This window comes from Roseomonas gilardii (assembly GCF_001941945.1).
In the GTDB taxonomy this organism is placed as follows: domain Bacteria; phylum Pseudomonadota; class Alphaproteobacteria; order Acetobacterales; family Acetobacteraceae; genus Roseomonas.
Window position 1 is genome coordinate 3,135,442 of record NZ_CP015583.1, and the last position, 20,222, is coordinate 3,155,663.

Consider the following 20,222-nt stretch of genomic DNA (forward strand, 5'->3'; position numbering starts at 1 on the left):
GATCAGCGCGCCGAGAGGCTGTGGATCAGCACCGCCGCGGCAACGGAAACGTTGAGGCTCTCCACCTGGCCGGAGCCCGGCAGCGTCACCCGCGCGGCGCAGGCCTCGGCGGTGGCCGGGGCGACACCCTGCTCCTCGTTGCCCAGCACCAGGGCGATGGGCCGCCCGCGCGGCAGTTCCCCGGGCGGGACGCCGCCGGTGGCCACCGCCGCGACGGTCAGCACCTGCGTGGAGATGGCGCGCAACGTCCCAGGCAGGTCCGGCGCGGCGTGGAGGGACAGCGCCTCCAGCCCGCCCTCGGCGGTGCGGAAGGCGGCCTCGCCCAGCCAGGCCTGGCGCGGATCACCGGAGAGCACCATGCCGGCGCAGCCAAAGAAGGCCGCCGAGCGGGCGATGGCGCCGAGATTGTGCGGGTTGCCCACCCCGTCCAGCACCGGCAGGACCGGCACGGCGAGGAGCGGCGCCGGCAGGGGCACGGGCAGCAGCGGCAGGCGGCGCGGCACGGCGATGGCCACGATGCCGCCGTGATGCGTCGTGCCGGCGACGCGCGCCAGTTCCTCCGGCCGGACCTCGCGATAGGGTCGGCGCGCCCGCGCCAGGGCGGCGCAGACCGGCCCGGCCTCCGCGCGCATCGCGGGCAGGTAGAAGAGGCGCAGGATATCGTCCGGGCGGTGCCGGAAGACGGCCTGCACGGCGGCGCGGCCGCAGATGCGGTCGGGATCGGGGGGACGCGGCATGGCGGGCGGGGCTAGAGCTTGCGCCCCGCCAGCCCCTCCAGCATCTCCAGCGTGGTCGTGGAGATCTCCATCCCCTCGGCCTCGCTGCGCGCCTCGGCGGCGAAGCGGCGGTCGCCCGGCAGGCGCACCCCTTCATCCTCCAGCATCGCGGCGACCAGCGTCTCCACCCGGTCGAGGAAACGGTCCTGCCCTGCCAGCGCGCCGGGGTCGATGACGATGAAGGCCTGGCCCAGCGTCGGCCTGTTGCCCTGCTCCTCGAACAGGCTGTCCGCCTCCACGCTCAGCGCCGCACCGGTCAGCGCCGCGCAGAGCAGTTCCACCACCATGGCCAGCAGCGCGCCCTTGGTGCCGCCCGCCGCCAGCATGGTGCCCGACAGCGCCGCCTTGGCATCGGTCGTCGGGCGCCCTTCGGCATCCAGTGCCCAGCCTTCGGGGATCGGCTCGCCGTGCTGGGCGGCCTTCATGATGCGCCCGCGCGCCACGCTGCTCAACGCCAGGTCGATTACCAGCGGCGGGGCGTCGCGGCGCGGGAAGGCGGCGGCGATCGGGTTGGTGCCGAAGAGCGGCCGCTTGCCGCCGGGCGCCGGGATCGAGGCCGGGGCATTGGCGAAGGCCAGCGCCACCAGCCCCTTCTCCGCCATGCGCGCCACCGGGATGCCCATCGCGCCGGCATGGTTGCTGTTGGTCACGCCGGCGAAGCTGATGCCGTGCTCGCGCGTGCGGACCATCGCCTCGGCCTCGGCGATCTCCAGCGCCGGATAGGCGAGGCCGTGGCGCGCATCGACCAGGACGGTGCCTCCGCGCTCGGCGCGGATCTCCGGCACCGCCTTGCCGTCGGCCCGGCCGGTGCGCAGGAAGCCCGTGTACATCGGCACGCGGGACAGGCCATGGCCGGACCAGCCGGCGGCCTCCGCCCCGACCAGGGCACGGGCCGTGGCACCGGCCATGATGCCGGAGGACCCGGCATTGACGAGGGACTTGCGGACCAGGAGATGCGCCTGGGCGGTGTTGATGCGCGGCATTTCTCCCTAGGGCCGCGTGCGCCGCAACACGTCAAGGGGCTTTGCTCGTGGGCCTGCCTTCGCGGGCCCCAGGAACCTTCCCCGGGGCATGCCCGGCAGCCCCCGCCACCCGTCCGGAGGCCCGTGCGAGGGACGGAACCTGTCGCGAAAACCCACGGAAAAGAAAGAACATCCCCCGAAAGCCCCTCGTCTGGGGAATGGCTCTCCCGCAACTGCCGGGCAGGCCTTCACCCCTCGCCTCCGGCATGGCAGGCTCGATGCCATCCTCACAACATGACGCGGGAGTTCGGCGCATGGCGGGCGTGTTCTGGTACGACGGGCAGTGGAGCACCGAGGAGCCGAAGGTCCTCGGCCCGATGGACCATGCCTTCTGGCTGGGCTCGATCGTCTTCGACGGCGCCCGCGCCATCCGCGGCCTGGTGCCGGACCTCGACCTGCACTGCCAGCGCGTGATCCGTTCCGCCCGCAACATGGGCATGGACCCAAAGATTGCCGCCGGGGAGATCGAGGAGCTCTGCCGCGAGGGCGTGCGCCGCATGGGCCCGGATGCCGAGCTCTATATCCGCCCGATGTTCTTCATCCGCACCGGCATCGGCGCGGCCTTCCCGGACCCGGCCTCCACCACCTTCATCCTCTCGATCTACGACGCGCCGATGCCGCCGCCGAACGGCTTCTCCGCCTGCATGGTGCCCTATCGCCGCCCCGCCGCCGACATGGCGCCGACCGACGCCAAGGCCTCGGCCCTCTATCCCAACTCCTCCCGCGCCGTGCGCTGGGCCAAGGAGAAGGGCTTCGAGAACGCGGTGATGAGCGACCCGGACGGCAATGTCGCGGAATTCGCCACCTCCAACATCATGATGGTGAAGGACGGGGTGGTGATGACGCCCACGGCCAACGGCACCTTCCTGGCCGGCATCACCCGCTCCCGCATCATCTCCCTGCTGCGCGAGGCGGGGCGCGAGGTGCGCGAATGCACGGTGACGCCGCAGATGCTGGCCGAGGCGGACGAGATCTTCGCCACCGGCAATTTCGGCAAGGTGCAGCCCTGCACGCGCTTCGAGAACAACCAGATGCAGCCCGGCCCGGTCGCCGCCCAGGCGCGCAAGCTGTATTTCGACTGGGCCGAGGGCTCGCGCATCCTGCCGAGGAAGGCCGCCTGAAGGAAAGTCGCGCCAGCGGAGGCCAGATGGGGCCGCCGGTTCCGGAGCGGGTATCCCCGCGACCGGCGCCCCTGCGACTGGCATCCGGATGCCGGAACCGTGGCATCCGCGCCTCCGGTGGCGGGGCGCCACGCTTCGGCCAGGGGAGGATCGGGTCCTGAGCCGCCGCCAGCAGGGCAGTGGCGTCACCCATCCGCGCCCCGGCCCGGCAAGGGGAGGCCCACGCGCCGGCACGAGGCCGACCGGGGGGCAGGATGTCCGCGCCCGTGCGGGCAAGGACCGGGACACGGCGCGGCCCCGGCCCACCGGTGATGCGCCACCACCCTGGCTGGCGCAGCGCATCCTGCATCAGGATGCCGAGGTCCTGATCCTCGACAAACCTGCCGGGTTGCCGGTCCATGCCGGGCCGCGCGGCAAGCCAAGCCTGGAGGACTGGCTACCGCTGTTGCAACAGGGCAAGCGCCACCTGCCGCAGCCGGCCCACCGGCTGGATGCCGACACCGCCGGCTGCCTTGCCCTGGGCCGCACCAAGCCGGCCCTGGCGGCGCTCGGCGCGCTCTTCGCCGCCGGGCGGGCGGAGAAGACCTACTGGGCCGTGGCACTCGGCAGCCCCGCGGACGAAAGCGGCACGGTGGATGCGCCGCTGCGCAAGGTCAGCACCGCCCGGACCGGCTGGCGCATGGAACCGCATCCGGAGGGCCAGCCCGCCCGCACCGCCTGGCGCGTGCTGGGGCGTGGCCCCGGCCTGACCTGGCTGGAACTCCGCCCCGCCACCGGCCGCACGCACCAGCTCCGCCTGCATTGCGGGATGATCTGTGGCCCCATCCTGGGGGACCCGCTCTACGGCCAGGCGGCCCCCGGTGGCCTGCACCTGCTCGCTCGCGCCCTGGGCCTGCCGCTGGAACCGCCGCGCGCGGCCGAGGCGCCGCTGCCCGAGGCCATGCGGGCTGGCTTCGCCGCCTGCGGCTGGATGCCGGACGAGGGCTGAAGCGGGAAACGGGGCCTCCTGCCACTCAGAAGGTCGAAACGGGCTGCGGACAGGGTGGGATTCGAACCCACGATACGTCTCCATGCCGGGAAGCCGCTTTCCGGAGCCTGCGCCCTCCCTCCGGCCCGATGCCCCTGTCCATTGCTCGCGAGGGTTTGCGGTCAGCCGGATCGCGAAGCCCTCGACGGCATGCAGGGCCGCTGTCATCCCATGCTCGCATGAGCACGGAGAGCTGAGGTTGGACGGGCAGGCGAGATCGCAGCGGCTCGGCCATGGCTGGACCAGCGGGCAGCGCCTCGCGGCGCTCTATGGCGGCTATGCGCTGCTGGTCGTGCTGGTCGTGCTGGCGCAGCTTCGCTGGATGGAGGCGGCGGATGCACGGCCGGTGCTGCTGTCCGGCCTGCTGTTGCTGCTGGGCCTGGGCGGGGTGGCCTGGGCCTCCCGCACGCTGGTCGTCCAGCCGGTGGCTGCCGTGGCGCGCCGGCTGGAGGAGGGCTGCCCCATCCCGCCCGGCCCTGCCCACGGCGACTATGACGAAACCCAGGCCCCGGCGGAGATCGCTGAGCTGGTGCATCGCCTGGGCGCCGCCCGCGCGACGCAGGAGGAAGCGGTGCGGCTGCGCGACCTGCTGCTGCGGGAATCGCATCACCGGCTGAAAAACCACCTGACCCTGCTCGGTTCCTTTCTGCGGATGCAGGAACGGCAGATCGACGACCCGGCCGCCCTGGCGGCGCTGCGCGCGGCCCAGGGGCGGATGATGGCCATCGCCGCCACCTATGACCTGATGCACGAGGCCGGGGCGGCGGAGGTCTCGCTGGACGGCATGCTGGAACGCCTCGCCCGGGCGCTGCCGGAGCGCGAGGGCTCGGCGGCCTCCATGGATACCGATCTGGCGCCCGTTTCCGTGCCGGCCGACGTGGCGGTCAAGCTCGGGCTGGTGGTGAACGAGCTGGCCACCCACGCCCTGCGCCACGGCCCGCCGGGGGGCCGGGTGCGGATCGTCCTGCGTGCCGAGGGGGATGGCCTCGTCCTCCTGGTCAGCGACGAGGGGCCGGGCCAGCCGGAGGGTGCCAAGGGGCTCGGCATGACCATTGCCGAGGGCCTCGCCCGGGCGCTGAGCGCGCGCCTCGGCCGCCTGCCACCGCCGCAGAACGGCTGGGAGGTCGCGTGGTCGCCGCGGCGGGATGCGGCCAGGGGCCGTAAGGGAGACGCGGCTTCCTGAAGGACCCGCCCCTTCATGATCGCTGGCCAGCATCGGCCAGCGATGTTAACAATCGTTCATGATGGAAGAATGGACCGCCGCTTTCGAGGGCTGGATGCGTGCCAACGCCGCCTGGGTCGGCCCAGCCACTTTTCTTGTCGCCTTCCTGGAATCCTTTCCGGTGGTCAGCATCGTGGTGCCCTCCACGGCGCTGCTCCTCGCCTTCGGCGCCCTGATCGGCGGCGGGATGGTGGACCCCTGGCCGGTGCTGGCCGCCTGCGCCCTGGGCGGCGTGCTGGGCGATGCCGCCGGGTACTGGCTGGCGCGGGCGATCGGCCCTTATGCGGTCCGGCGGCGCCTGCCCGCCTCCTGCCGGCGGGTCTATGCCTGGTCGGTCACCGTGTTCCGGCGCTGGGGCTGGTGGGCGGTCTTTGTCGGACGCTTCCTCGGCCCCATGCGGGCGGTGACACCACTGGCGGCCGGCGTGACCGGAATGCGGAACCGTGCCTTCCAGAGCGCCAACATCCTGTCCGCCATCCTCTGGGCGCCGCTGGTGCTGATGCCAGGCTCCATCGGCGGCTGGCTGGCACGGGAACTCGGACAGGAGCCCGATCCGCTGCTGCTGGCCGCCACCGCCGGTGGCGCCCTGCTGCTCTGGCTGAGCTACCTGCGCCTGAAGCCGGTGCTGAGCGACGCGCTGAAGGCAAGGCGCTGAGCCGTCGTCCGTCCGGCCTCTGGTAAAGGCGCCGGCTACGCGACCACGCCGGCGGCTCCCCCGCCTATCCGACCAGTCCGGCCATCCAGCCCAGCCCGCGCGGAAGCGCCGGGGGCGGCATGACGGATGGCACCGCCCCGCCCGCGGATAGCCCGGCGGGGGCGATGGCGTAGCGAAGGTCGTGGCCGTCGGCGATCATCTGCCGGAACACGGCGGCCATCGAGAGGTCCTGGCTGCCGCGCCGCTCCAGGCGGTGCAGCGCCTGCCGGAACAGGGCCACGGAGCGCAGGCGGTACAGGCCGGTGCCACAGAGCCGGGACAGGCCACGCTGCTCGGACAGTCCTTCCAGCCGCCCCATCGCATCCCCCTGGACGAAGCCGCGGAAGGGGCGGCCATCCTCGCCGCATTCCAGCCAGCCATCCGCCCGGGGGTCCGGCGGCAGATGGCACAGATCCGCCAGCGCCTCCGCACCCAGGACGGTCAGCGGTGCCTCGACGGGGGCGCCGGTAGCGCCCAGGCCGAGGCGCACGGTCTCCGCTTCCCCGCGCGTCGGGCGCGACAGGGCGACGAGTTCCGCGGCGATACCGGAGGCCGCCAACCTGTCGCGCAGGAACTCCGCCACGCCCGGCCGGTCGAGATGGACGATCATCAGGCCGGCGGCATGGCCGCTGTCCGGCAGAGCCGCGAGGAAGCGGTCCAGCAGGGACGGGCCACCCTCCGCGCCGCGCATCCATTCGGGCGGAATCTCCTCGTTCCGTCCCGGACGGCCGAAGGCGGGGAGCACGATCATGCCGCCAGCCCCCGGTCCGCGAAGTGATGGGGAAAGGCGGCGAGAGGCAGGGGTGTGGGGATCATGATCGACTGGGACCGGTTCCGGGCAAGGCTGGGACTAGAGGGAGGTTAATACACCTTTAAAGTGTATCACTTCCAAAACAATCAACCTTAAGTCAATACCCCGAATGGATGATGGGCAGCTCAGTGTTCCCATATTGTTCTTGACCCAGAGCTCGCGCGTACCCCATATTCTGCAGGAACGAAGAAAGAACGCGGCCGTGTTTCCCCCGTGATCCCCCACGGGACCCGGCATGGCCGCCCCGGACGGAGCTTCGTGTCATGCCCGATGGCAGCCTGGGCCGCCCTCTTGCCCTGACCGGGTCCCCCCTTCCCGGTGTCCGTAGAGGCCGTGGTGCCTCCACGAACCCTGCCATCCGCTACGAAAGCTCCGTCCGGGACCCCTTCGACGACGGCTGGAACACGTTGCCCGAAGCGCTGGCGGAACTGCCGCCGCTCGCGACCACGCTGACGCGGGATGCCACGCGCAAGGCCCTGGCCTGGAACGACAGTCCGGATCTGGGCTTCGACCGCAGCATCAACCCCTACCGGGGCTGCGAGCATGGCTGCATCTACTGCTATGCTCGTCCGACCCATGCCTGGCTGGGGCTCTCGCCCGGCCTGGATTTCGAGACGCGGCTGGTCTTCAAGCCGGAGATCGCCACGCTGCTGGAGAAGGAGCTGCGCCGGCCCGGCTATGTGCCGAAGCCCATCGCGCTCGGCTCCAACACCGATCCCTACCAGCCCGTGGAACGACGCCTGCAACTGACCAGGGCGGTGCTGGAGGTGCTGGACCGCTTCAACCACCCGGTCTCCATCGTCACGAAATCCGCCGGCGTGCTGCGGGACATCGACATTCTGCAGCGGATGGCGTCCCGCAACCTCGTCCATGTCTGCCTGTCCGTCACCACGCTGGACCACAGGCTGGCGCGGCTGATGGAGCCCCGCGCCGCCGCCCCGGTGCGGCGCCTCGCCGCGCTGCGCGCGCTGACGGAGGCAGGGATCCCCACCGCCGTCCTGGCGGCGCCGATGATCCCCGGGCTGAACGATGCCGAGCTGGAGCGCATCCTGGGCGCCTGTCGCGAGGCCGGGGCGAGCCGGGCGGGCTATGTGCTGCTCCGCCTGCCGTTGGAGGTCGCGGAAATGTTCGAGACCTGGCTGCGGGACCACTATCCGGACCGTGCCGGCCGCATCCTGGCGCTGATCCGCGAGACGCGCGGCGGGCAGAGCTACGATTCCCGCTTCGGCGTCCGTCAGGTCGGCACCGGGCCTTACGCAGATACGCTCCGCCAGCGCTTCCATCTGGCCCTGAAGCGCTTCGGCTATGGCCTGACCTTTCGCGGCGCTGGAGGCCGGGGCGACGATCCCCTGGACTGCTCGCGCTTCGCCGTACCGCCCTCGGAGGCTGCGCCACAGCAGCTCAGCCTGTTCTGATCCCTTCCCCCTGAACGGAAAGGGCCCGCCGGATCGCTCCGGCGGGCCCTTTTCATGTGCTGTCCGGAACTGGCTTTTCAGGCAGCCCGCAGCGCCTTGGGCAGTTCGGCCACGGAGCGGTCCACCAGCGCGGCATCGGCCCGGGCGTCGAACTTCTCCGCGATGACGTCGCGCGCCGCCTGGGTGGCGACCTCGGCGGCGGTGCGGCGCACCTCCGCCACGGCGCTTGCCTCGGCGGCGGCGATACGGTCCAGGGCCATGCGCTCGCTGCGCTTGGCGCTGGCCTCGGCCTCCGCCATGGCGGCCTTGGCGAGGCGCTCAGCCTCGGCCTTGGCGCGGGCGATCATCTGCTCGGCCTCGGCGGCGGCGGCGGTACGCTCGGCCTCGGCCTGCTGGCGCAGCGCCTCCGCCTCGGCACGCAGGCGCCCGGCTTCATCCAGCTCGGCCCGCACGGCCCTGGCACGGGCGTCGAGCATCCCGGCAAGGCGCTGCCACAGCATCCGCCCGGTCAGCACGACGAAGAGGACGAAGGCGACGCCGACCCAGAACTTCGGGTCGAGCCAGAAGTGCTCGTAGTGGTGTGCCATCAGGCCTGTCCTCGCGCCGCGATCTGACGGTCAACGGCCTGCGCCACGGCCGTCTGGTCCTTGATGCCGGAAAGGGTCTCGACCAGCGCCGTGGCGGCATCGGTCGCGACCTCCTGCAGCGCCCCCATGGCGGAGTCGCGGGCCTGGTTGATGCGCGCCTCGGCGGCGGCGATCTGCTCCTGCAGCCGGGCGTTCAGCGCCTCGGACCGTGAGGCGGCCTCGGCATTGGCGGCGGCCACGGCGGCGCTGATGCTGTCCTGCGCCTGGGCGCGGGCCTGCTTCGTCGCGGCCAGATGCGCGGCATTGGCCTCGTCGGCCTCGGCCTTGGCCGCGCGCGCGGCCTCCAGGTCGGCACCGATGCGCTGGCGCCGGTTGGCCAGGACCTCGCCCACCGGCGGCAGCAGCCACTGGTAGCAGACCAGCACGAAGAGACCGAAGATGACGAAAAGCCAGACGACCTGGGCCGTGGTCAGCGGATTGCCGAAGTCGAGCTGCGGCATGCCGCCCTTGCCTTCCGCCTGGGCCTGGGCGTCGTGGTAGTCGGCGCGGTCCTGGGCGGAGCCGATGGCGTGCGCGCGGTCGGAATCGGAAAGCGGGGCCCCCGTCGTCTGCGGCAACTGGCTGGGCAGAGCCACGGTGCCGGAGGGGGTGGAATGGGGCGCGGCGGGCGCGGAGGGAACCTGTGCGACGGCGAGCACCGGCAGGAGAACCAGCGCCGCGGCCAGCGCGGTCGTCTTGCGGCGGATCATCACGGCTCCTGAAGGAACCGGCGCCGCGGGGACGGGCCCCGCGGCACCAGGGGGTGTCAGGTGAACAGGATCAGGAAGGCGATCAGCAGGGCGAAGAGCGCCACGGCTTCCGTCAGGGCGAAGCCCAGGATGCCGATCGGGAAGACGGTGTCGCGGGCGCCGGGGTTGCGGGCCACGCTGCTGATCAGCGAGGAGAAGATGTTGCCGATGCCGAGGCCGACGCCGAAGAGGGCGATGACCGCGAGGCCGGCGCCAAGGGCCTTGAAGGCGCCGAGGTAGGCGACAGGATCGTTCATCGAGAAGTTCTCTTTCCTTGTCTCAAGGGGAAGGGGACGCGCTGTCTTTAGTGCAGGTGCACCGCGTCGTGGAGATAGATGCTGGTCAGGATCGCGAAGACATAGGCCTGCAGGAAAGCGACCAGCACCTCGAAGCCGATCAGCGCGACGTTGACCGCCATCGGCAGCAGCGCACCGAGGAAGCCCAGCGCACCAAAGGAGCCGATCAGCACGACGAAGGTGGCGAAGACCTTCAGCATCACGTGTCCCGCGACCATGTTCGCGAAGAGACGGATGGAGAGGCTGATCGGGCGGGACAGGTAGGAGACGATCTCGACCGGGATGATGATCGGCGCCAGCCAGAGCGGCGCGCCCTCGGGGAAGAAGTAGCCGAAGAACTTCTTGCCGTGCAGGACCAGGGCGACGATCGTCGTCGTCAGGAACACCAGCACCGCGAGACCGAAGGTCACCGCGATATGGCTGGTATAGGTGAAGGCGTAGGGGAACAGGCCCAGCATGTTCCCGAACAGGATGAACATGAACAGGGCGAAGACGAAGGGGAAGTAGCGCCGCCCCTCCTGTCCGACCTGCCCGATCACCAGCCCTTCCACGAATTCGTAGAAGATCTCCGCCAGCGCCTGCAGCCGCCCCGGCACGACGGCGCGGCGCCGCATGCCGAACAGCATCAGGGCGGAAATCAGCCCGACCGCGAGCAGCATGTGAGCGGTGGACTGGGTGAAACCAACGGCGCGGCCAACAGGCCCCAGCACGGGAATGAGCTCGAACTGGCTCAGAGCGTCGATCGTCTTGCCTTCAGTCGCCAAGGCCCTGCCCTCATTCAGCGGTCGCGCCCACGCCCCGGGGAAAGAACGCGGTACAGATTCAACACCCCGGCGGCGCCGCCCACGAGGAAGAAGACCAGCAGAAGCCAGGGAGAGGTGCCGAACCACCGGTCCAGCGCCATGCCGATCACGGTGCCGACGATCAGGGCCGAGACCAGCTCGGCACCGATCCGCAGCCCCAGACCCCACACGCCTGCCGGCAGCCCTCCCTTTCCCTTTCCGGGGTCCGGTTCCAGGCCCTGCTGGGCCCGGGCTTTCCGCAAGCGGTCGTCGAAGTCGCCGTGCTTTACCACCCTCGCTCCCTGCGGGCCTAACCCTCGGAAGGCAATGGGCTCGTAAGGAACCGTTCACACGGTGTCAAGCTGAGACGAAACCGCCGGACTGCCGTTCCCACAAGCGCGCATAGGCCCCACCACGTGACAATAATTGCGCATGCGTGCCCATCTCCGCAATGCGCCCGTGTTCCAGCACCACCAGCCGATCCAGCCGCGCGATGGTGGACAACCGGTGCGCGATGGCGATCACGGTCTTGCCCTGCATCAGCCGCTCCAGCTGCTCCTGGATCGCCGCCTCCACCTCCGAATCGAGCGCGCTCGTCGCCTCGTCCAGCACCAGGACCGGCGCGTCCTTCAGCAGCACGCGCGCGATGGCGATGCGCTGCCGCTGGCCGCCGGACAGCTTCACGCCCCGCTCGCCGACATGGGCCTCGTAGCCGGTGCGCCCACGCCAGTCCTCCAGCCCCATGATGAAGCCGTCCGCCTGGGCCTGCCGCGCCGCCGCCTCGACCGCCGCGTCGTCCGCATCGGGGCGGCCATAGCGGATGTTGTCGCCGACCGAACGGTGCAGCAGCGCGGTGTCCTGCGTCACCACGCCGATGGCCGCGCGCAGCGACTCGGATGTCACTGCAGTAATGTCCTGTCCATCGATCAGGATTCGGCCCGAATCCGGCTCGAAGAAACGCAGCAGCAGGTTGATGGCGGTGGTCTTGCCGGCACCGGAATGGCCGATCAGCCCGATCCGCTCGCCGGGCGCGATGGTCAGGTCGAAGCCGTCCAGCACGGCCTGCCCTTCCCGCCCATAGCCGAAGCGGACCTTGTCGAAGCGCACCTCGCCGCGCGTGACCACCAGATCCCGCGCCCCCGGCGGATCGGGCGCGGTGGGCGGCACGGCGATGGAGCCCATCCCCTCCTGCACCACACCGATATTCTCGAAGATCGAGGAGACGTTGAAGGCGACCCAGCCGGAGATGTTCACGATCTGCCAGGCCATGGGCAGCGCCGTGGCCACCACGCCGAGCCCGATCTCCCCGCGCGTCCAGAGCCAGATCGACAGCGCCGCCATCCCCGTCATCAGCAGCGCGTTGAGCGAGGAGAGCAGCAGGCCGTTCAGCGTGACGATGCGGGTCTGGCGCTGGAAGCGCTCGGTGAGCTGGTTCAGCCCCTCCCCCACGAAATCATCCTCGTCCCGCGCCCGGGCGAAGAGCTTCACGGTCAGGATGTTGGTGTAGCTGTCCACCACCCGCCCGGTGAGCAGCGAGCGTGCCTCCGAGGCCCGCCGCGCGCGCTCCCTCAGCCGGGGCACGACGAGGCGGAGCTGGACCACGTAGAGGCAGAACCAGAGCAGCACCGGCAGCGCCAGCCGCCAGTCCGCCGCGACCAGCCAGAGCATCGCCCCGCTGGCATAGACCAGGATGTACCAGACGGCATTCACGCCGGAGACGATGCTCTCGCGCAGCGCCGGCCCCGACTGCATCACCCGCGTGGCGATCCGGCCCGAGAAATCCTCCTGGAAGAAGGCCCAGCCCTGCCGCACCACATGCCAGTGCGCCTGCCAGCGGATCATCCCGGTGAAGCCCGGCACCACCGCCTGCTGCACCACGAGGTTCTGCATCAGGATGGAGGCCGGCCGCACCAGCAGCATCACCAGCGCCATGCCGGCAAGCGGCCCCCAGGCCTCGGCGAAAAGCCGCTCCGGCGCGTGCGACTGCAGCAGCGAGACCACCCGGCCGATGAAGATCGGGATCAGCGCATCCAGCAGCGCCACCCACATCCCCATCACGAAGAGCAGCAGGAAGACCAGCTTCGCCTGCCGCGCATAGTGCCAGTAGAAGCCCAGCAGCGAGCGCGGCGGCGCCCCCTCCGGCACCGGCACGCCAAGAAAGCGCGCGGCCTTCTCCCCCGGATTCGCGGCCGGGTTCACCAGGCTTTCGAAGAAGCGGAACATCGCGGGAACAGACGCCCGGGCGGGGAGTCGGGTCAACGCACAACGTGTTCATGTTCGGTCCGGCCGCAGCGGGAACCAGCTCCCGGCAGGTCCAGGAGCTCCTCGGCTCCTGGCGGATGGGGGTGACGGGGGAAGGCAGGGCCTTCCCCCGGGCCACAAGCGCAACGCCCGTTCAGGGCGTCGCCTGGGCCACCATCTCCACCGCCCGCGACAGGTCCACGCTGAGCAGGCGGGACACGCCGCGCTCCTGCATGGTGACGCCGTAGAGCCGGTGCATGCGCGCCATGGTCAGCGGGTGGTGCGTGACCACCAGGAAGCGGGTTCCCCCTTCCGCCATCGCGTCCAGCAGCCCGCAGAGGCGCTCGACATTGGCGTCGTCGAGGGGGGCATCCACCTCGTCCAGCACGCAAACCGGGGCGGGCTGGCACCTGAACACGGCGAAGATCAGGGACAGCGCCGTCAGCGCCTGCTCCCCGCCCGAGAGCAGCGAGAGGGCGGCCAGCTTCTTGCCCGGCGGCTCGGCGAAGAGCTCCAGCCCGGCCTCCAGGATGTCCTCCGATCCGACCAGCGCCAGATGCGCCCGTCCGCCGCCGAAGAGCCGGGTGAAGAGCGCCTGGAACTCCGCGTTCACTCTGTCGAAGACGGCGCGCAGCCGTTCCCGCGCCTCGCGGTTCAGGTGGCCGACCGAGCCGCGCAGCTTGTTGATCGCGGTGGCGATGCTGTCGCGCTCGGCATCCAGCCCGGAGAGGCGCGCCTCGATCTCCGCCACCTCGCCCTCGGCCCGCAGGTTCACCGGCCCCATCTCCTCGCGCTCCCGCGCCAGGCGCTCGGCCTTGCGGCGGGCGCGCTCCTCGGCCGCCTCGGACAGATCCTCCGGCGCCTCGGGCAGCGCCGCCTCCGGCCCCAGCCGCTCGGCGATGCGGGCCATCAGGGCGCGGGCGGCATCCTCGGCCCGCTGCACGGCGGCATCGGCGGAGAGACGGGCCTCGCGCGCGGCGGCATGGGCGGATTCGGCACGGTGCCGGGCCTCCGTCGTGTCGCGCACCGCCTGCTCCGCCCCGGCCAGGATGCGCGCGGCCTCGGCATGGGCGGATTCGGCTTCCGCCAGGATGCGGGCGGAGGCCTCGCGGCGGCTTCCGGCGGCCTCCGGCGCCTCGGCGGCCTCGCGGCAAAGGCGCCGGGCCTCCTCGGCGCGCCGTTCCAGCTCGGCCAAGTGCCGGCCGGCCTCGGCACCACGATCGGCCCAGCCGGCGCGTTCGGCACCCAGCGCCTCGCGCCGGGCGGCGATGCGCGCGGCCTCGGCCCGCAGCGTGGCGGCTGCCTCGCGCAGCCGGGCCTCCGTGTCGCGCGCCCCGGCCAGCGCGGCGCGGGCGGCCTCCAGCGCGGCGCGGGCGGTCTCCACCGGCACCTCACCGGCACGTCCCGCGATCTCCAGCGCCGCCTGCGCCTCCGCCTGTTCGGCCAGGGCGCGCTCGATCTCCGGCAGCAGGGCAGCGAGACGGCTTTCCGCGCGCGCCGCATCGGCGGCCAGCCGGTCGCGCGCCGTCCGGGCGGCGTCAAGGCTCAGCCCGGCTTCGCGCCGGGCGGCACGGGCACTGGCCTCGGCAGCCCCGGCCTCGGCCTCCGCGATGCGGGCGGCATCGCGGGCGCGGGCGGCCTCGGCGGCATCCGGCAGGGCGGCGAGCGCCTCCCCCGCCAGCGACAGCGCGGCCTGAGCGGCCTCCAGCTCGGCAGCGGCCTGTTCCAGCCTCGGCGCCAGCGCGGCCTCGCGTCCGGCCACGGCGGCAGCCTCGGCGGCCAGACGGGATTCCTCCGTGCGTGCCCTGGCCAGGCGGGCCTCGGCGGCGCGGCGCGCCTCGCGGCTGGCATTCTCGCGGGCGATGGCCTCGCGCTCCGCCGCCTCGGCCCCGCTCCGCGCCTCCCTTGCCCCGGCGGCCCGTTCCCGGGCGGCGTCGAGGTCGGATTTCAGCGCGCGCAGGCGGTTGCGGCGCTGGAGGCGGATCGCGGCGGCGCTCGGCGCCCCGGCGCGGACCGTGTAGCCATCCCAGCGCCAGAGCCCGCCCTCGGCGGACACCAGGATCTGCCCGGGGGCCAGCGCGGGTTGCAGCGCCGCGCCGTCCATCCCCTCCGGCAGCAGCCCGACCTGGGACAGCGCGCGGCGCAGCGGGGCCGGCGCCTCCATCAGCCCGTCGAAGCCGCGCACGCCGTCGGGAAGCGGCCCGGAGCCCGGGAGTGGCGGCAGTTCGCGCCAGTGGCGCGGCGCCTCGGCGGCGGCGGCTGCCTCCAGCGCCTCGCCCAGCGCGGCGCCCAGCGCCACCTCCAGCCCCGGCGGCACGGCGGTCGCGTCCAGCAGCGGCGCGTCGCCCTTGCCCGCATCGGTGCGCAGCAGCGCTTCCAACCCCTGCGCCTCGGCGGCGAGCAGCGCCTGCCCGGCCTCCGCTTCGCTGGCGGCCTCGCGGGCACGGGCCAGGGCGGCACGGGCCGCCTCGCGGGCCGTCTCCGCCTCGCGCGCCGCCTCGGTGGTGTCGGCATGGGCGGCCTCGGCCCCGGCGAGCTCCTCCCGCGCGGCTTCCAGCACCCCTTCGGGCAGGCGGGCGGCGGCGATCCTCGCCTGCTCGGCGGCGAGTTGCTCCGAATCCCGGCGCGCCCGGTTCAGCCGCGCCAGGGCGGCGTCGCGGTCGCCCGTCGCGCGCTGCAGGGCGGCGGCGGCGGAATCGGCGCGCAGCCGGGCAGCGGCATGGGCCTCCTGCGCTGCGACGCGGGCGGCTTCGGCCTGCTCCAATGCGGCATCGGCGGCGGCACGCGCGGCCTCGGCCTCGGCGAGCCTCGTCTCGGCAGCCGGCAGCGCCTCGGGCGGCGGGATCACGGCCTCGGCCTCGCCGCGTTCGGATTCCAGCCGCGCCAGGGCCCCGGCGGCCCGGTTGGCGCGCGCCTCGGCGGCCTCGCGGGCGGCGCGGCGATGCGCCTCGTCCGCCGCCGCCGCCGAAGCCTCCTCGGCAGCACGCTCGGCGGCGCGGCCAGCCTCGTCCAGCGCGGCACGGGCCGCCTGGGCCTCCGCCTCGGCCGCCGCCAGCCGGGCAGGCATCGCCCCGGCCTCGGCCGCGAGCCCGGCCTCCTCGCCGCCCAGCCGGGCCAGCGCCTCGTCGGCGGCGCGGGCGGCGATGGCGGCGCGTTCCAGATCCTCCTGCACCTGCCGCAGCCGCGCCTCGGCGGCCTCCAGCGCGACGCGGGCGCGCGATTCCTCGGCGGAAAGCCCCTCGGCCTCCACCCGGCGACGCTCCAGCAGCGTGCGGGCCAGGGCCTCGGCCTCGCGCGGCGCCGGCAGGGCGTTCGTGGCGGTATGGGCGGCCACGGCGGCGCGCGCTGCCTCGGCCTCGGCCGCCTGCAACGCCGCCTGGGCCTGCGCCCGCTGGCCACGCGCCAGAAGCAGCTCGGCCTCGCCGCGCCCGGCCAGGATGGCAAGCCATTCGGCCTCGGCCTCGCGCGTCAGGCCGGAGAGATTGCGGTAGCGGGCGGCCTGCTTGGCCTGCCGGCGCAGCCCCTCGCGCTGGCGCTCCAACTGGGCGCGCAGGTCCTCGGCGCGGGACAGGTTGCCCTCCGCCTGGCGCAGCTTCAGCTCCGCCTCGTGGCGCCGGGCGCGCAGGCCGGCGATGCCGGCGGCCTCCTCCAGCACCTGCCGGCGGTCCTCGGGCTTGGCGCCGATCAGCGCCGCGACCTTACCCTGGCTGACCATGCCGGAGGCGCGGGAGCCGGTGCCGAGATCGGCGAACATCGTCGCCACGTCGCGCCCGCGCACCTCGCGCCCGTTGATGCGGTAGCCGGTGCCCTCGCCACGCTCGATGCGGCGGACGATCTCCAGCTCCGGCACCTCGGAATTGGGGGGCGGGGCGAGGCCGGCGGCATCTTCCAGCCAGAGCGCGACCTCGGCATGGGAGCGCGCGGAGCGGGTGCTGGTGCCGGCGAAGACCACGTCGTCCATCCCGGCGCCGCGCATGGCGCGGGCGTTGGATTCGCCCATGGCCCAGCGCAGCGCCTCCACGACATTGGACTTGCCGCAGCCGTTCGGGCCGACGATGCCGGTCAGCCCCGGCAGGACCTCGACCGTCTGCGCCTCGGCGAAGGATTTGAAGCCGGCGATGCGCAGGCGGGTGAGCGTGGCGGAGCGCAGGGCGCGCTCCGTCGCCTCGCTGTCCCGGGAAGAGGTGCGGGTGGTGCCGCCCTCCTCCCCGTCACCCCCTTCATCGCCGGGCAGGTCGCGCGGCGGAATGGAGTCCATCTACGAAACGATCCTCAACTTGATCCCGTCAGCCGGGCGTGGCCTGCTTCACCAGCTCGGCGAAGCGCTCGAAGGGGATCTCGCCCGGCACGGACTTGCCGTTGAACACGAAGGTCGGCGTGCTGTTCACGCTGAACTCGTTCTCGCCCTGCTGCCGCATCTCCATGATGGCGCGCTGCAGGTTGCGGTCGTTCACGGCGGCGTCGAAATCGGCGCGCGACATGCCGGCCAGCGCGGCGATCTTCGCCACCTCGCCCAGATTGTCGATGCCGCGCGCGAAGGCCCAGCGGTCCTGGTTGGCGAAGAGGGCGCTGACGAAGCCCTCGTAGCGGTCCGCCGGCAGGGCACGGGCGGCGCAGGCCGCCGCGAGGGCGAGCTGGTCCAGCGGGAAGTCGCGCCACACCATGCGGGCCTTGCCGGGCTCCACCAGATCCGACTTCACCTTCGGCCAGACCTCGTTGTGGAAGCGGGCGCAATGCGGGCAGGTGAGGGAGAAATACTCGATCACCGTCACCGGGGCATCGGGCTTGCCTGCGCCGCGCTCCGCCATGCGCGGGTCCGGAGCCGCCGGGGTGGACGCCGGGGCGGCGGGCTGGGCAGGAGTCTGGGCCTGGGCCGGGCGGAGCGCCAGCAAAGCCTGGGACCCCAGGGGGACACCGATGGCCGTGGCCGCGAGCATGCCGCGTCGGGAAATCGTCATGATGGATCGCTCCGCTTGCCGTCAGCGCTTCCGATAAACGCCCTGGGCCATTCTTTCCAGCGCTGCCCGGAGATCCGGATCCTGCACCCCCGCCAGCCGCTCGGCCAGTTTCCCCGGCAGGATGGCCGGGTCGCGTGGGGCGGCTGGCCGTGCCGCCCTGCCCGCCGGGGCCTGCTGCACGAAGCGCAGCGCCTCCACGGCGATGCTGCCCAGGCTGGCATTGATGCGGGCCATGAGCTGCGGGCCGAGATGCTGCAGCTCCATGGCCATGGGGCCGGAACAGGCGATGGTCAGCGTGCCGCGGGCGAGGCGCAAGGGCTGTGTCACGGCGGCCAGTTGCGGGCCGACGATGGCGGCCCAGTCCGAGATCAGGCTGGCCCCGGCGGGGCTGCGGCGGCGGAAGGCCGGGCGGGTGATGGGCGGCAGGACGATTCCCAGGGGGCGCAGCCCGGCCTCCGGCCGGCGCGGCGCGAAGGGACGGGCCGCCGGCCCGGCACCGCCCTGAACCGGCCCTGTCCGGGGCGTGGCCCCCGCCGGGGTGGCGCCCGGTGCCGCTTGCCGCCCGGTCCCGGGCGCGGCCATCCGGCCCGCCCCGGCTTCCGTGGCCTGGCCCCTCCCATGCGGGCCGCGCTCCGCGTCCGGCTTCGTCGCCGGCTTCGCCCCATCGGGGCTTGATCGGCGGCCTGTCCCACCCTCCTTTGCCACCCGATGCATCCCCCTGCCCCTGAACTTCTCGACTGGTACGACCGCCACCGGCGCAGCCTGCCCTGGCGTGGCGAAGGCGATCCATACCGCATCTGGCTCTCGGAGGTGATGCTGCAGCAGACCACCGTGGCCGCGGTGGGCCCGCGCTACGCCCGTTTCCTCGCCCGCTTCCCCGATGTCGAGGCCCTGGCGGCGGCGCCCTGGGAGGCGGTGGCGGCGGAATGGGCCGGGCTCGGCTATTACGCCCGGGCGCGCAACCTGCATGCCGCCGCCCAGGCGGTGGCGGCGCGCGGCGGCTTTCCGGAAACCGAGGCCGGCCTGCGCGCCCTGCCCGGCATCGGCGCCTATACCTCGGCTGCCGTGGCCGCCATCGCCTTCGGCTGCCCCACCGTGCCGGTGGACGGCAATGTGGAGCGCGTGACAGCCCGGCTCTTCGACATCCGCGACCCGCTGCCCGCCGCGCGGCCCCGCCTCGCCCAGCTCGCCCGCGGCTTCATGGAGCAGCCCGTGGCCCGCGCCCGGCCGGGGGATTTCGCCCAGGCGCTGTTCGACCTGGGTGCCACGATCTGCACCCCGCGCCGCCCGGCCTGCGCCCTGTGCCCCTGGCGCGGCCATTGCGCCGCCCAGGCCGCCGGGGTGCAGGACAGCCTGCCGGTCAAGGCGCCGAAACCGGTGCGGGGGCTGCGGCACGGCATGCATTTCCTGCTGCGCGACGGCAGCGGCCGGTTGCTGCTGCGGCACCGGCCGCCGCAGGGGCTGCTGGGCGGCATGCCCGAGATCCCCGGCACACCCTGGCGCGAGGGTGCGGCCTGGAGCGAGGCGGAGGCCCTGGCCCATGCGCCGCTTGCCGCTGAATGGCGGCTGCTGCCCGGCGTGGCGCGGCATGGCTTCACCCATCTGGAGCTGGAGATGCGGCTGCTGACCGCCCTGCTGCCGGAAGGCGCGTCGGTCCCGGAGGGCTTCTTCTGGCTCGGCGAGGCCGAGGCGAGGGGCGCCCTGCCCACCGCCATGGGCCGGCTGCTGGCCCTGGCCGCACCTGGCGGGGAAGGCCCCGTGCCACAGGTCCCTACAACACCGGCCGGCACCGGCCTGCTTGCGGGCGAGGCCCCGGCCATGGCACCCAGGGCCACCCCGGCCCGGGGGCGCCCGCGTGGCGCCCCAGGCTCCGGGCCACCGAAACGCCGGACGAAACCATGAACGCTCTCCTGACACAGGCCCGGTCGCGCGGCGGCCTCCTCTCCTTCGCCCGCTTCCTGGGCCTCGCCCTGATCGGCTCGGGCATCCTCGCCGCATCGGCGCAGATCACCGTGCCGATGTGGCCGGTGCCGGCGACGCTGCAGACGCTCGCGGTGCTGCTGCTCGGCGCCCTCGGCGGCTCCCGCCTCGGCGCCGCCAGCGTGGCGCTCTACCTTGCCGAGGGCGCGATGGGCCTGCCGGTCTTCGCGGGCGCCACCACCGGGCTCACCGCCTTCGCCGGCCCGACCGCCGGCTACCTGCTGGGCTTCCTGCCCGCCGCCTGGATCGCCGGCCAGGCCTCCGGCTCCTGGCTGCGCGGCGCCCTGGTGCTGACCGTGGCGCATCTCGTGCCCTTCGTGCCGGGCGTCGCCTGGCTGGCTGGCTTCACCGGCTGGGAAAAGGCGCTGATGGCCGGCTTCATGCTGTTCATCCCCGGCACGCTGGTGAAGACCGGCCTCGCCTTCGCGGCGCTGCGGCTCGCCCGCCGCTGAGCCTCCCGCGCCCGCAGGGGCGCCGGGCAGGGAGCCCGCAGGGGCGCCGG

The 20,222-nt window shown here is 73.1% G+C and carries 19 protein-coding genes; 7 read left to right on the forward strand and 12 right to left on the reverse strand.

All coding sequences use genetic code 11. The features are described from left to right. Window positions 1-2: 2 nt before the first annotated feature. Complete coding sequence (locus RGI145_RS14435; protein WP_075798886.1) at window positions 3-737, reverse strand: TrmH family RNA methyltransferase; 735 nt, start codon at window positions 735-737, stop codon at window positions 3-5. 11 nt (window positions 738-748) lie between these two features. Beyond that, on the reverse strand, window positions 749-1,759 hold the full coding sequence (locus tag RGI145_RS14440) for an Ldh family oxidoreductase (protein ID WP_075798887.1): 1,011 nt from the start codon (window positions 1,757-1,759) through the stop codon (window positions 749-751). Between the two features lie 293 nt (window positions 1,760-2,052). Here RGI145_RS14440 and RGI145_RS14445 point away from each other — a divergent pair, with 293 nt between their 5' ends. From RGI145_RS14445 to RGI145_RS14460, 4 genes are all read left to right on the forward strand, one after another. Continuing rightward, a complete protein-coding gene (locus RGI145_RS14445; RefSeq protein ID WP_075798888.1) occupies window positions 2,053-2,919 on the forward strand; it encodes a branched-chain amino acid aminotransferase in 867 nt (288 codons plus the stop codon). An 88-nt stretch (window positions 2,920-3,007) separates the two neighbouring features. Beyond that, window positions 3,008-3,907, forward strand: coding sequence for an RluA family pseudouridine synthase (locus RGI145_RS14450; protein ID WP_335740084.1), 900 nt, complete (start codon window positions 3,008-3,010; stop codon window positions 3,905-3,907). A gap of 238 nt (window positions 3,908-4,145) precedes the next feature. Further along, window positions 4,146-5,129 carry a sensor histidine kinase gene (locus RGI145_RS14455; protein ID WP_075798889.1) on the forward strand — a complete coding sequence of 328 codons (984 nt, stop codon included), beginning with the start codon at window positions 4,146-4,148 and terminating at the stop codon, window positions 5,127-5,129. Window positions 5,130-5,187: 58 nt separating this feature from the next. Beyond that, a complete protein-coding gene (locus tag RGI145_RS14460; protein ID WP_083670749.1) occupies window positions 5,188-5,823 on the forward strand; it encodes a DedA family protein in 636 nt (211 codons plus the stop codon). Between the two features lie 64 nt (window positions 5,824-5,887). On the opposite strand, the gene RGI145_RS14465 is transcribed toward RGI145_RS14460, so the two are convergent. Then, on the reverse strand, window positions 5,888-6,613 hold the full coding sequence (locus RGI145_RS14465; RefSeq protein WP_075798890.1) for a glycosyltransferase family protein: 726 nt from the start codon (window positions 6,611-6,613) through the stop codon (window positions 5,888-5,890). Between the two features lie 323 nt (window positions 6,614-6,936). Here RGI145_RS14465 and RGI145_RS14470 point away from each other — a divergent pair, with 323 nt between their 5' ends. Next, the gene (locus tag RGI145_RS14470) at window positions 6,937-8,088 is read left to right on the forward strand and encodes a PA0069 family radical SAM protein (RefSeq protein WP_075798891.1); all 1,152 of its coding nucleotides are present in this window, start codon (window positions 6,937-6,939) and stop codon (window positions 8,086-8,088) included. Between the two features lie 77 nt (window positions 8,089-8,165). Here the strand turns inward: RGI145_RS14470 and RGI145_RS14475 are convergent, their stop codons facing one another. From RGI145_RS14475 to RGI145_RS14515, 9 genes are all read right to left on the reverse strand, one after another. Then, window positions 8,166-8,675 carry a F0F1 ATP synthase subunit B family protein gene (locus tag RGI145_RS14475; protein WP_075798892.1) on the reverse strand — a complete coding sequence of 170 codons (510 nt, stop codon included), beginning with the start codon at window positions 8,673-8,675 and terminating at the stop codon, window positions 8,166-8,168. Then, window positions 8,675-9,424, reverse strand: a complete 750-nt coding sequence (locus tag RGI145_RS14480; RefSeq protein WP_237183078.1) for a F0F1 ATP synthase subunit B family protein — start codon at window positions 9,422-9,424, stop codon at window positions 8,675-8,677. Before RGI145_RS14480 ends, RGI145_RS14475 begins: the two co-directional genes overlap by 1 nt. Before the next feature lie 56 nt (window positions 9,425-9,480). After that, complete coding sequence (locus RGI145_RS14485; protein WP_019459606.1) at window positions 9,481-9,720, reverse strand: ATP synthase subunit C family protein; 240 nt, start codon at window positions 9,718-9,720, stop codon at window positions 9,481-9,483. 47 nt (window positions 9,721-9,767) lie between these two features. After that, window positions 9,768-10,523 carry a F0F1 ATP synthase subunit A gene (locus RGI145_RS14490; protein WP_075798893.1) on the reverse strand — a complete coding sequence of 252 codons (756 nt, stop codon included), beginning with the start codon at window positions 10,521-10,523 and terminating at the stop codon, window positions 9,768-9,770. Window positions 10,524-10,537: 14 nt separating this feature from the next. Further along, the gene (locus RGI145_RS14495) at window positions 10,538-10,732 is read right to left on the reverse strand and encodes an AtpZ/AtpI family protein (RefSeq protein ID WP_019459604.1); all 195 of its coding nucleotides are present in this window, start codon (window positions 10,730-10,732) and stop codon (window positions 10,538-10,540) included. 166 nt (window positions 10,733-10,898) lie between these two features. Then, window positions 10,899-12,764 carry an ABC transporter ATP-binding protein gene (locus tag RGI145_RS14500; protein WP_075798895.1) on the reverse strand — a complete coding sequence of 622 codons (1,866 nt, stop codon included), beginning with the start codon at window positions 12,762-12,764 and terminating at the stop codon, window positions 10,899-10,901. Window positions 12,765-12,936: 172 nt separating this feature from the next. Next, entirely contained in the window at window positions 12,937-17,040 is a 4,104-nt protein-coding gene (locus RGI145_RS14505; RefSeq protein ID WP_083670752.1) for a chromosome segregation SMC family protein, read from the reverse strand. 28 nt (window positions 17,041-17,068) lie between these two features. Beyond that, window positions 17,069-17,740, reverse strand: a complete 672-nt coding sequence (locus RGI145_RS14510) for a DsbA family protein (protein ID WP_075798896.1) — start codon at window positions 17,738-17,740, stop codon at window positions 17,069-17,071. A gap of 21 nt (window positions 17,741-17,761) precedes the next feature. Then, complete coding sequence (locus RGI145_RS14515) at window positions 17,762-18,322, reverse strand: DUF721 domain-containing protein (RefSeq protein WP_075798897.1); 561 nt, start codon at window positions 18,320-18,322, stop codon at window positions 17,762-17,764. Window positions 18,323-18,448: 126 nt separating this feature from the next. Here RGI145_RS14515 and RGI145_RS14520 point away from each other — a divergent pair, with 126 nt between their 5' ends. Then, window positions 18,449-19,642, forward strand: coding sequence for an A/G-specific adenine glycosylase (locus RGI145_RS14520; protein WP_075798898.1), 1,194 nt, complete (start codon window positions 18,449-18,451; stop codon window positions 19,640-19,642). After that, on the forward strand, window positions 19,639-20,172 hold the full coding sequence (locus tag RGI145_RS14525; protein WP_075798899.1) for a biotin transporter BioY: 534 nt from the start codon (window positions 19,639-19,641) through the stop codon (window positions 20,170-20,172). The genes RGI145_RS14520 and RGI145_RS14525 overlap by 4 nt, the downstream gene beginning before the upstream one ends. Window positions 20,173-20,222: the final 50 nt, after the last annotated feature.

Bases quoted from the DNA above. Each gene is read 5' to 3' on its own strand.
- RGI145_RS14505 (WP_083670752.1), bottom strand. From the start codon at position 17,040: ATGGACTCCATTCCGCCGCGCGACCTGCCCGGCGATGAAGGGGGTGAC.
- RGI145_RS14515 (WP_075798897.1), bottom strand. From the start codon at position 18,322: ATGGCCGCGCCCGGGACCGGGCGGCAAGCGGCACCGGGCGCCACCCCG.
- RGI145_RS14460 (WP_083670749.1), top strand. From the start codon at position 5,188: ATGATGGAAGAATGGACCGCCGCTTTCGAGGGCTGGATGCGTGCCAAC.
- RGI145_RS14450 (WP_335740084.1), top strand. From the start codon at position 3,008: ATGCCGGAACCGTGGCATCCGCGCCTCCGGTGGCGGGGCGCCACGCTT.
- RGI145_RS14435 (WP_075798886.1), bottom strand. From the start codon at position 737: ATGCCGCGTCCCCCCGATCCCGACCGCATCTGCGGCCGCGCCGCCGTG.
- RGI145_RS14445 (WP_075798888.1), top strand. From the start codon at position 2,053: ATGGCGGGCGTGTTCTGGTACGACGGGCAGTGGAGCACCGAGGAGCCG.
- RGI145_RS14510 (WP_075798896.1), bottom strand. From the start codon at position 17,740: ATGACGATTTCCCGACGCGGCATGCTCGCGGCCACGGCCATCGGTGTC.
- RGI145_RS14485 (WP_019459606.1), bottom strand. From the start codon at position 9,720: ATGAACGATCCTGTCGCCTACCTCGGCGCCTTCAAGGCCCTTGGCGCC.
- RGI145_RS14520 (WP_075798898.1), top strand. From the start codon at position 18,449: ATGCATCCCCCTGCCCCTGAACTTCTCGACTGGTACGACCGCCACCGG.
- RGI145_RS14525 (WP_075798899.1), top strand. From the start codon at position 19,639: ATGAACGCTCTCCTGACACAGGCCCGGTCGCGCGGCGGCCTCCTCTCC.
- RGI145_RS14465 (WP_075798890.1), bottom strand. From the start codon at position 6,613: ATGATCGTGCTCCCCGCCTTCGGCCGTCCGGGACGGAACGAGGAGATT.
- RGI145_RS14440 (WP_075798887.1), bottom strand. From the start codon at position 1,759: ATGCCGCGCATCAACACCGCCCAGGCGCATCTCCTGGTCCGCAAGTCC.
- RGI145_RS14480 (WP_237183078.1), bottom strand. From the start codon at position 9,424: ATGATCCGCCGCAAGACGACCGCGCTGGCCGCGGCGCTGGTTCTCCTG.
- RGI145_RS14475 (WP_075798892.1), bottom strand. From the start codon at position 8,675: ATGGCACACCACTACGAGCACTTCTGGCTCGACCCGAAGTTCTGGGTC.
- RGI145_RS14500 (WP_075798895.1), bottom strand. From the start codon at position 12,764: ATGTTCCGCTTCTTCGAAAGCCTGGTGAACCCGGCCGCGAATCCGGGG.
- RGI145_RS14470 (WP_075798891.1), top strand. From the start codon at position 6,937: ATGCCCGATGGCAGCCTGGGCCGCCCTCTTGCCCTGACCGGGTCCCCC.